This is a genomic window from Bacillus sp. EB106-04-04-XG123, from assembly GCF_058791855.1.
Genome location: NZ_JBYTDZ010000001.1, coordinates 262,325 through 274,258, shown reverse-complemented (window position 1 = coordinate 274,258; position 11,934 = coordinate 262,325). Strand labels below are relative to the sequence as shown.

The 11,934-nt window shown below is 42.8% G+C and carries 5 protein-coding genes; all 5 read left to right on the top strand.

Going from position 1 to position 11,934, the window contains the following annotated elements; translation table 11 throughout:
• The first annotated feature begins 4 nt into the window (after positions 1–4).
• Entirely contained in the window at positions 5–1,270 is a 1,266-nt protein-coding gene (gene rseP, locus AC3WTB_RS01345) for an RIP metalloprotease RseP (protein WP_087975441.1), read from the top strand.
• Between the two features lie 80 nt (positions 1,271–1,350).
• The gene (locus tag AC3WTB_RS01340; RefSeq protein WP_260775933.1) at positions 1,351–3,048 is read left to right on the top strand and encodes a proline--tRNA ligase; all 1,698 of its coding nucleotides are present in this window, start codon (positions 1,351–1,353) and stop codon (positions 3,046–3,048) included.
• Positions 3,049–3,121: 73 nt separating this feature from the next.
• Positions 3,122–7,435: a PolC-type DNA polymerase III gene (locus AC3WTB_RS01335; protein WP_039178587.1), complete on the top strand. Its 4,314-nt coding sequence runs from the start codon at positions 3,122–3,124 to the stop codon at positions 7,433–7,435.
• 424 nt (positions 7,436–7,859) lie between these two features.
• Entirely contained in the window at positions 7,860–9,710 is a 1,851-nt protein-coding gene (locus AC3WTB_RS01330; protein ID WP_427369365.1) for a glycoside hydrolase family 9 protein, read from the top strand.
• Positions 9,711–9,742: 32 nt separating this feature from the next.
• Positions 9,743–11,848 (top strand): glycoside hydrolase family 48 protein, encoded by a 2,106-nt coding sequence (locus AC3WTB_RS01325; RefSeq protein WP_047202176.1) that lies wholly within the window; start codon positions 9,743–9,745, stop codon positions 11,846–11,848.
• The last annotated feature ends 86 nt before the right edge of the window (positions 11,849–11,934 follow it).

Below are 11,934 nucleotides of genomic sequence, written 5' to 3'. Positions count from 1 at the left end.
TGGTATGTTCGTGAATACAGTGATTGCGTTTATTATTATTTTTGGAACGCTCGTTTTTTTCCACGAGCTTGGCCATTTAATTATGGCGCAGCGCGCGGGGATTTTATGCCGCGAGTTCGCAATTGGTTTTGGGCCGAAGATTTTCTCCTTTAAACGAAAGGAAACCGTTTATACCATTAGACTCCTCCCTATTGGCGGATTTGTGAAAATGGCTGGAGAAGACCCTGAAGTCATCGAAATTAAACCAGGTCATACAGTGGGGCTCTTATTCAATGAGCAAAATGAAGTAGAAAAGATCATTTTAAATGATAAAGAAAAATATCCTGATGCACTTGTTATCGAAGTGGAGCAGATCGATTTAGATCATGCCATGAGAATCTCGGGATATGAAGCTGGAAATGAAGATATTCTGACTGGCTACAATGTCAGTCAAACAAGCTTCTATATTGCAGATGGTGAAGAAATTCAAATTGCACCATACAATCGTCAATTTGGTTCAAAAACGGTTTGGCAGCGAATTAAAGCCATCGCAGCTGGACCAATTATGAACTTTATCCTGGCGTATGTGATTTTGGTTGCTTTAGGCTTTATCCAAGGGGTAACCGTTGATGACCCTGTACTCGGTAAGCTGACGAAAGACGGCCGAGCGGCGGAAGCTGGACTGATGCAGGGAGATCACATCGTGTCGATTAACGGCGAGAAAATGAATTCTTGGACAGACGTCGTTCAAACAGTTCAAAAGAACCCTGAGAAAAAAATGAATGTCGTCATTGACCGAGACGGTAAAGAAAGCACTGTGCAGGTTGTACCAGAAGCTGTGAAAGCTGACGGAAAAAGCATTGGCCGTTTCGGATCATATCCGCCAACGGAAAATGGATTCTTGAAAGTCATTTCATCTTCAGGCACAACCGTCATTTCAACGGCAGGTCTGATCTTAACGAACTTGCAAAAAATTGTCACAGGACAATTTTCACTAGATATGTTAGCAGGTCCTGTTGGAATTTATGACATGACAGGAGAAGTAGCCAAACAAGGTGTATTAACATTAATGCAGTTTGCGGCGTTCCTCAGTATCAACCTAGGCATCGTGAATTTGTTACCGATTCCTGCATTAGACGGAGGACGTTTACTATTCTTATTTGTTGAAGCCATTCGCGGTAAACCAATTAATCGTGAGAAAGAAGCACTTGTTGTCTTTATTGGTGTTGCCTTCCTCATGCTGTTAATGTTAGTGGTAACGTGGAATGACATTCAGCGGTTATTTTTATAAAAACCATTCTCTCTTGTTTCTCATTCCGGGAAACAAGAGTTTTTGTGAGAAGTCCTATTTCATAAATGAGGTGTAACGACATGAGACAATCCCTGACTTTCATTCCAACTCTTCGAGAGGTGCCGGCAGATGCTGAGGCAAAAAGCCATCAACTCTTAGTAAGAGCTGGATTTATTAGACAAAATACAAGTGGAATCTATCATTATCTGCCGCTTGCGCATAAAGTCATTCAGCATATTCAATCCATCGTCCGCAAGGAAATGGAAAAGGCAGGCGCAGCTGAGCTGTTAATGCCAGTGCTCCAGCAGGCAGAAATGTGGCAAGAGTCAGGAAGATGGTATACATACGGTCCAGAATTGATGCGTATGAAGGATCGCCATGGCCGCGAATTTGCGCTTGGTCCAACCCACGAAGAAGTGATTACATCACTAGTACGCAGTGAAGTGAAATCGTATAAGAAGCTACCTTTAACTCTATATCAAATTCAATCAAAATTCCGTGATGAACAGAGACCACGCTTTGGACTGCTGCGCGGACGTGAATTTATTATGAAGGATGCATACTCATTCCATTCTTCACCAGAAAGCCTTGACGAGACATACAACAAAATGTTTACAGCTTATTCTAATGTGTTCTCAAAAGTAGGTCTCAATTTTAGACCAGTCATTGCAGATTCTGGGGCAATGGGCGGAAAAGATACACATGAGTTCATGGCACTCTCAGAGGTCGGAGAGGATACCATCGCTTATTCTGATACTTCCTCATATGCTGCAAACATTGAAATGGCTGAGGCTGTATATCACGGAGAAGAAGCAAATCCTGCGGACTTCAAAGAGCTTGAAAAAGTCCACACGCCGCAAGCGAAAACAATTCAAGATGTGGCTGGATTTTTAGAAGTTGATCCTTCTGCATGCATGAAATCTGTTTTATTTAAAGCAGACGATGCGTATGTTCTCATCCTTACTAGAGGCGATCATGAAGTAAATGATGTGAAAGTGAAAAACTTAGTAGGAGCACAGCTTGTCGAACTAGCATCACGCGAAGAAGTGCTAGAAGTCATTGGAACTGAGCCTGGATTTGTTGGACCTGTTAAACTGGAAGCAGAAGTCGATATTTATGCGGACCTTGCTGTGAAGGGAATGACAAATGCAGTCGCTGGTGCAAATGAAGCGGATTATCACTATGTCAATGTCAACCCTGCACGTGATGTGTCAGTGAAAGAATTCACAGATCTTCGCTTGATTCAAGAAGGAGATGTTTCTCCAGACGGGGAAGGCACCATCCAGTTTGCAAAAGGGATTGAAGTAGGACAAGTCTTTAAACTCGGCACTCGTTATTCTGAGTCAATGGATGCAACGTACCTTGATGAGAATGGACGGGCGCAGCCAATGATTATGGGCTGCTATGGCATCGGCATCTCTAGAACTCTTTCAGCGATTGTTGAACAGCATCATGATGAGAAAGGAATCATTTGGCCGGAAACAGTGGCACCATATGACCTTCACCTTCTTGCATTAAATATGAAAAACGATGCGCAAAAAGAACTGGCTGAAACGTTGTACGAGCGCTTAGAAGATGAAGGCTTTGACGTACTTTTCGATGACCGCCAGGAGCGTGCAGGAGTGAAATTTGCAGACAGTGATTTAATTGGACTGCCAATTCGCATTAGCTGCGGTAAACGTTCAGAAGAAGGTATTGTTGAAGTGAAGTTTAGAAAATCAGGTGAATCACATGAAGTATCTGTTGATGATCTGATTTCATTTATACGCCAAGCATAAAACGAACAAAAAAATGAAGGTACCTCCTGTAGAAAAGAGGTACCTTTCTGATTGACAAAAGGAGGGTCCTGTCTTGGATGAACAATTACCGATCACACGGCGGCAATTTCATATATTACTCAATCAGATTCAAATGACAGATGATGACCTCAGTCGTTACTTTGAAGAAGGAGAAATCGTCAAATTGACGGTGCACAAAGCGACGAAAACATGGCATTTCCTTTTTAAATTTAAGGCTCTTTTGCCTTACAAAGTATACGCCATGTTTCTCAGCAGACTGACAAATGCATTTTCTCATATTGCACAAATTACTTGTACGATTGAAGTAAGTGATCCGCACATCTCTGAAGAACTCGTGCAATCGTACTGGTCACATTGTGTGGAAGAACTTCAAGGAATTTCTCCCCCAATCATCAGTTTGCTTCAGCAGCAAAAACCATCGCTGTCTGGCCATAAAATCATCATTAAAACGAAAAGCGAAACAGAGGCACTCGCTATTAAGAAGAAGTACAGCCCGATGCTCCAGGCCGCATTTAAACAAGTAGGTTTTCCAGAGCTGCAATTCGATACAGAAATTTTTGTATCAGATCAAGAGATTCAGAAGTTCAGAGAACAAAAGCTTGCTGAAGATCAAGAAAGAGCCATGCAAGCCCTCACTGAGATGGAGAAGAAAGAAAGTGAGGAGCAGGATGAAGCTCCATCAGGCCCTCTGATGATTGGCTATCAAATCAAAGACAATGAAGAAATTCGTACGCTTGACAGTATCATGGACGAGGAAAGAAGAATCACCGTTCAAGGCTACGTATTCGATGCAGAAACGCGTGAGCTGAAAAGCGGGAGAACGCTTTGTATCTTTAAGATCACTGATTATACAAATAGTATATTGATCAAAATGTTTGCAAGAGAAAAAGAAGATGCTCAGCTGATGAAATCATTGAAAAAAGGCATGTGGGTGAAAGCAAGAGGAAGCATTCAAAATGATACGTTTGTCAGAGATCTTGTCATGATCGCTAATGATGTCAATGAAATGAAACCGCAGCTGAAAGAAGATACAGCACCTGAGGGTGAAAAGCGTGTGGAGCTTCATTTACATTCACCTATGAGCCAAATGGATGCTGTCACTGGCATCGGCAGGCTTGTTGAACAAGCAAAAAAATGGGGACATGAAGCCATTGCCCTGACAGATCATGCCGTTGTACAATCCTTCCCGGATGCGTATGCAGCAAGTAAAAAGCATGGCATCAAAATGATGTACGGTGTGGAAATCAATTTAGTGGACGACGGGGTACCGATTGCATATAACCCAGAGCACCGCTTGTTAGAGGATGCGACATATGTCGTATTTGACGTAGAGACAACTGGACTTTCAGCCGTTTATGACACGATCATTGAGCTGGCAGCAGTGAAAATCAAAGGCGGGGAAATCATTGACCGCTTTGAGGCGTTTGCAAATCCCCATCACCCGTTATCAGCGACAACCATCGAATTAACAGGTATCACCGATGATATGGTGAGAGATGCACCAGATGTCGTCGACGTCGTACGGGATTTCAAAGAATGGATTGGACAAGATATTCTTGTTGCGCACAATGCGAGCTTTGATATGGGCTTTTTAAATGCAGCGTATAAACGCCTCTTAAAAACAGATAAAGCGTCAAACCCTGTCATTGATACACTTGAACTTGGCCGTTTCCTTTACCCAGAATTTAAAAATCACCGGCTGAACACCCTCTGTAAAAAGTTTGATATTGAACTAACGCAGCATCACCGGGCGATTTATGATGCAGAGGCGACAGGCTATCTCATGCTGAAGATGCTAAAAGATGCGGCTGAAAAAGAGATTGCCTATCACGATCAATTGAATGAAAACATGGGGCAGTCGAATGCTTACCAGCGCTCACGTCCTTACCATGCAACTTTAATTGCTCAAAATGAGACAGGTCTTAAGAATTTATTTAAGCTTGTTTCACTTTCTCATATTCATTATTTCTACCGTGTCCCGCGTATTCCACGCTCCCAGCTTGAGAAATATCGAGAAGGTTTAATTGTTGGGTCTGCTTGTGATAAGGGTGAGGTATTTGAAGGAATGATGCAAAAGTCACCTGATGAGGTGGAAGACATTGCAGCATTTTATGACTATTTAGAGGTACATCCGCCAGAAGTGTATCAGCACCTGCTGCAGCTTGAGCTAGTTCGAGATGAACGTGCGTTAAAAGAAATCATCACAAACATTGTCAAACTTGGCGAAAAGCTGAATAAACCAGTTGTGGCGACTGGGAATGTACATTACCTGCATCCAGAAGACAAAATTTATCGTAAAATCTTAATTTCATCACAAGGTGGAGCGAATCCGCTGAACCGACATGAACTGCCAAAAGTTCATTTTAGAACGACAGATGAAATGCTTGAAGCGTTCTCCTTCCTAGGAGACGAAAAAGCGAAAGAGATCGTCGTAACAAATACGCAAAAAGTATCTGAGATGGTCGAAAGCATTAAACCTATCAAAGATGATCTTTACACACCAAAAATTGAAGGTGCAGATGAAGAAATACGGGAAATGAGCTATCAAATGGCGCGCAGTATCTACGGAGATGACCTGCCGAAAATCGTAGAAGACCGCATTGAGAAAGAATTAAAAAGTATTATCGGTCATGGTTTCGCCGTTATTTACTTAATCTCTCATAAGCTCGTAAAAAAATCACTTGATGATGGATATCTTGTTGGTTCAAGGGGATCTGTCGGATCATCTCTTGTTGCGACATTAACAGAGATTACTGAAGTAAATCCACTTGCACCTCATTATGTATGCCCAAGCTGTAAGCACTCTGAGTTCTTTAATGACGGATCTGTTGGTTCAGGCTTTGACCTTCCAGATAAAGACTGTCCTGAATGTGGAACGCCGTATAAAAAAGACGGACATGATATTCCGTTTGAAACGTTCCTAGGTTTTAAAGGAGACAAAGTTCCTGATATTGATTTGAACTTCTCAGGCGAATATCAGCCGATCGCGCATAACTATACGAAAGAGTTGTTCGGAGAAGAGTATGTATACCGAGCAGGGACGATTGGTACCGTTGCAGAAAAAACAGCATACGGTTACGTGAAAGGCTATGCAGGGGATCATAACCTTCATATGAGAGGTGCTGAAATCGACCGGCTTGTACAAGGCTGTACAGGGGTAAAACGGACAACGGGCCAGCATCCAGGCGGGATTATCGTTGTGCCGGATTATATGGATATTTACGATTTCTCACCTATTCAATACCCAGCAGATGCGACAGGTTCTGATTGGAAGACGACACATTTTGATTTCCATTCGATTCACGATAACTTGCTCAAGCTGGATATTCTTGGGCACGATGATCCAACGGTCATTCGTATGCTTCAAGATTTAAGCGGAATCGATCCAAAAACGATTCCAACAGATGACCCTGAAGTCATGAAGATTTTCCAAGGGACAGAGCCGCTAGGTGTAACAGAAGAGCAAATAGGCTGTAAAACAGGTACACTCGGTATCCCGGAATTTGGAACAAGATTTGTTCGGCAAATGCTAGAGGATACAAAACCAACGACCTTCTCAGAGCTTGTTCAGATTTCTGGACTCTCACACGGTACGGATGTATGGCTCGGAAACGCACAAGAGCTCATTCACAATAAAACGTGTGAACTAAGTGAAGTCATTGGGTGTCGTGATGATATTATGGTCTATCTCATCTACCAAGGCTTAGAGCCGTCACTTGCCTTTAAAATCATGGAATCTGTTCGTAAAGGAAAGGGGCTTCCTCCTGAATGGGAAGAAGAAATGAAGAATAATAATGTACCAAACTGGTATATTGATTCTTGTAAAAAAATCAAATACATGTTCCCTAAAGCCCACGCGGCTGCATATGTATTAATGGCTGTTCGTATTGCTTATTTCAAGGTGCATCATGCACTTCTGTACTATGCTGCTTACTTTACCGTTCGTGCGGATGACTTTGATATTGAAACGATGACAAAAGGATCGAATGCGATTCGAGCCGTTATGGACGATATTAATTCAAAAGGTTTAGATGCATCACCGAAAGAAAAGAACCTATTAACTGTACTAGAGCTTGCCCTTGAAATGTGCGAAAGAGGCTACCATTTCAAAAAAGTTGACCTCTATCGCTCAAGTGCAACAGAGTTTATCATTGATGGAGACGGACTAATTCCACCATTCAACTCGATCCCTGGACTCGGAACAAACGTTGCGTTAAATATTGTTCGCGCGCGGCAAGATGGGGAATTCCTTTCAAAAGAAGATTTACAAAAGCGTGGAAAAGTCTCAAAGACTATTCTTGAGTATTTAGATCGTCAAGGCTGTTTAGAAGCACTTCCTGATCAAAATCAGCTTTCTTTATTCTAATGTGATGAATAAGAGCGCCCTTAAAAGGGCGTTCTTTTCTATATATACAATAATATTATTATGTTAACTAATAAAGATTTTTCACCAACTGGAATTATTTTCATATCCATTCATATATCTTGATTTAGCGTGATGTTTTAAGAGAAGAGATTGTATGTCATTCTTTCTACCCAAATAGAGCTCAAAAGAGAATTTCGCCGTCTGAAATGTTCTTAAGCGACATATGATCATTCTGGGTACAGTCAGAAGGAGAATCAAGAGAAAACTTCGATGAGCGTAAAGCTGATTGCTGTTTACTATGCTTATTTTTGAAACATATTTGATTCTTTTCAAAACTGTACAGATCACGAAACGAAGTATCAAAAGGAGGCGGTGCGTCTATTGATCAATGTTTCACTAAAAAGAAGGGGTGAGCAATAGAGAAATGGCATCTTACAACTATGTAGAGGTTTTACAAAAATCCATGCTTTTTTATGAAGCGCAGCGGTCAGGCCGGCTTCCGGAAAACAATCGTCTTAACTGGCGGGGAGATTCTGGGCTAGAGGACGGGAAGGATGTTGGGCATGATTTAACTGGCGGCTGGTATGATGCAGGAGATCATGTGAAATTTGGACTTCCGATGGCTTATTCAGCAGCCGTGCTTGCATGGACAGTATATGAATACCGGGAAGCTTATGAAGAGGCGGAGCTGCTTGATGAGATACTAGATCAAATCAAGTGGGCAACGGATTATTTCTTGAAAGCACATACGGGCCCGAATGAATTTTGGGCGCAAGTAGGTGATGGAAATGCTGATCATGCTTGGTGGGGACCAGCAGAAGTGATGCCGATGAACCGGCCAGCTTTTAAAATTGATGAACATTGTCCTGGAACAGAAGTAGCTGCACAAACTGCGGCGGCTTTAGCAGCAGGTTCTATCATTTTTAAAGAAACAGATGCGTCTTATGCGGCAAAGCTTTTGACGCACGCCAAACAGCTATATGCATTTGCTGACAAGTATCGCGGCAAATATTCAGATTGTGTCACCAATGCGCAGCCATTTTACAACTCCTGGAGCGGCTATGTTGACGAACTGATTTGGGGCGGAATCTGGCTGTACTTGGCGACAAATGAAGAAACTTATTTAAACCAAGCATTAAAAGCGGTAGAGGAATGGCCGGAGGATTGGGATTATACGTTTACCATGTCATGGGACAATACTTTTTTTGCTTCACAAATCTTACTTGCAAGAATCACGAAAGAGAACAGATTTATAGAATCCACTGAGCGCAATCTTGATTACTGGACCACAGGTCTCGTTCAAAATGGAAAAGTAGAAAGAATCACCTATACGCCTGGTGGTTTGGCATGGCTAGATCAATGGGGGTCACTTCGTTATGCCGCCAATGCAGCATTTTTAGCCTTTGTTTATGCTGATTGGGTATCTGATCAAGAAAAGAAGAATCGATACCAATCGTTTGCGATCAAGCAAACTCACTATATGTTAGGTGATAATCCGCTGAATAGAAGCTACGTCGTTGGGTTTGGCCAGAATCCGCCGAAGCACCCGCACCATCGTACTGCACATGGCTCATGGTCTAACCAGCTGACAAACCCTCCAAATCACCGGCACACACTTTATGGAGCGCTTGTTGGAGGTCCTAATGCACAGGATCAATATGACGATGACATCTCTGATTATATATCTAACGAAGTGGCGACTGATTATAATGCCGCCTTTACTGGAAATATCGCCAAAATGGTGCAGCTCTTTGGTCAAGGCCAATCAAAGCTGCCAAATTTCCCGCCTAAAGAACAGGTGGAGGATGAGTTTTTTGTAGAGGCAGCTGTGATGCATAACGATACAACATCTACTCAAGTGAAAGCAGTGCTGTACAACAGGTCCGGCTGGCCGGCAAGAACCAGTCAAACACTCTCCTTCAGATATTACGTTAATCTGAGCGAGGTCTTTGCAAAGGGATTGACTGAAAAGGATATTCAGGTGACAGCAGCCTACAATGAAGGCGCTTCCTTATCGCCTTTAAAGGTATATGAAGCATCAGCCCGCGTCTATTTTGCAGAAATCGATTTTACCGGCGTAGCTATTTCTCCTAGAGGAGAATCTGAGCATAAGAAGGAAATACAATTTCGATTATCTGCTCCAAATGGATCGAATATATGGGATGCCTCAAATGATTATTCCTATCAAGGATTAACATCCACTATGCAAAAAACAACGAAGATTCCTGTCTTTGACGATGGTGCTTTAGTATTTGGCACACTTCCAGACAAATAAAAATCAACGATTTTATTGAAAGGGTGAAGGACTTGTCAAATAAAGAACGGTTTTTAACGCTTTATCATCAAATCAAAAGCGATGCGAATGGATATTTTTCACCAGAAGGAATTCCGTATCATTCAATCGAGACGCTCATTTGTGAAGCGCCTGATTACGGGCATATGACAACTTCAGAAGCGTATAGCTATTGGCTATGGCTTGAGGTACTGTACGGACATTACACAGGGGATTGGAGCAAATTAGAGGCAGCTTGGGACAATATGGAGAAGTACATCATCCCAGTCAATGAAGATGGGCATGATGAGCAGCCGCATATGAATGCTTATAATCCGTCCAGTCCAGCCACATACGCAGCAGAGAAACCATTTCCGGATCAATACCCAAGCCAATTAACCGGTGCCCGTCCTGCTGGTCAAGATCCAATTGATGGTGAATTAAAATCAACCTATGGATCAAATGAAACGTATTTAATGCACTGGCTCCTTGACGTAGATAACTGGTATGGCTATGGGAACTTGCTCAACCCATCACATACAGCCGCATATGTGAACACATTCCAGCGTGGTCCACAGGAATCTGTATGGGAGTCCATCCCTCATCCATCACAAGACGATAAATCTTTTGGTAAGCCGAATGAAGGCTTTATGAGCTTGTTCACAAAAGAAAATCAAGCTCCAGCTGCTCAGTGGCGTTATACGAATGCAACAGATGCTGATGCACGTGCGATACAAGCGATGTATTGGGCGAAGGAGCTCGGCTATAATCAGTCAGCTTATCTTGATAAAGCGAAAAAAATGGGGGATTTCCTTCGTTACGGCATGTACGATAAATATTTTCAAACGATTGGAAGCGGGAAGCAGGGGAATCCGTATCCTGGAAACGGAAAGGGTGCCTGTCATTACTTAATGGCTTGGTATACCTCTTGGGGCGGAGGACTTGGGGAGTATGCAAACTGGTCATGGCGTATTGGAGCGAGCCATTGTCATCAGGGATATCAAAATCCTGTCGCTGCTTATGCTTTATCCTCAGATAAAGGAGGCTTAAAGCCATCTTCTGCTACCGGGGCAAGCGATTGGGAAAAAACTTTAAAGAGACAGCTTGAATTTTACGTATGGCTTCAATCGAAAGAAGGAGCCATAGCAGGAGGCGCAACCAATAGCTGGAATGGAGACTATAGCGCTTATCCGGCGGGAAGAAGTACTTTTTACGATATGGCATATGAAGATGCGCCTGTTTACCTTGATCCACCATCAAATAACTGGTTTGGAATGCAGGCGTGGCCAATGGAGCGCGTAGCAGAGCTTTATTATATTTTTGTCAAAGATGGCGACAAAACATCTGAAAATGTCCAAATGGCCAAATCTGCCATAACAAAATGGGTCAACTATGCATTAGATTATATTTTTATCGGCAGCCGTCCTGTGTCGGATGAAGAGGGTTATTTCTTAGATGAGCAAGGACAGAGAATTCTAGGAGGAACAAATGTTTCGGTTGCTACAACAAGTGCGCCTGGAGAGTTTTGGCTTCCTGGAAATATTGCTTGGAGCGGACAGCCTGATACTTGGAATGGGTTCCAGTCTGCAACAGGAAATCCAAATTTAACAGCTGTCACAAAAGATCCAACTCAGGATACAGGCGTATTAGGGAGTCTTGCCAAAGCTTTGATTTTCTTTGCTGCAGCCACCAAGCTGGAAACAGGTGATTATACAGCGCTTGGTGCAAGAGCGAAAGATGCAGCCGCGCAGCTCCTAGAGGTTGCATGGAATTACAATGATGGCGTCGGCATAGTGACCGAGGAAGATAGAGAAGACTATGACCGTTTCTTTAGAAAAGAAGTGTATTTCCCAAATGGATGGAACGGGACATTTGGTCAAGGAAATCAGATTCCTGGAGCCAGCACCGTTCCTTCTGACCCGCAGCGAGGAGGGAATGGGGTCTATACGAGTTTTGCTGACCTTCGTCCGAAGATTAAACAAGATCCAGCGTGGTCTTCACTCGAAAGTAAATATCAGTCTTCATTTAATGAAGCTACGGGCAAATGGGAGAATGGCGCACCAGTTTTCACTTATCACCGCTTCTGGTCTCAAGTGGATATGGCCACTGCCTATGCTGAATATCATCGTCTGATCAACTAAGAGATCAAAGGTCAAATTCAAGCTGTCGGCTTCTAGCCGGCAGTTTGAATAGAAAATATCAAGAATCCAATGAAGATAAGGGTGAG

Excerpts from the sequence above, each read along its gene's own strand:
- rseP (WP_087975441.1), top strand. The coding sequence starts at position 5 with ATGTTCGTGAATACAGTGATTGCGTTTATTATTATTTTTGGAACGCTC.
- AC3WTB_RS01340 (WP_260775933.1), top strand. The coding sequence starts at position 1,351 with ATGAGACAATCCCTGACTTTCATTCCAACTCTTCGAGAGGTGCCGGCA.
- AC3WTB_RS01330 (WP_427369365.1), top strand. The coding sequence starts at position 7,860 with ATGGCATCTTACAACTATGTAGAGGTTTTACAAAAATCCATGCTTTTT.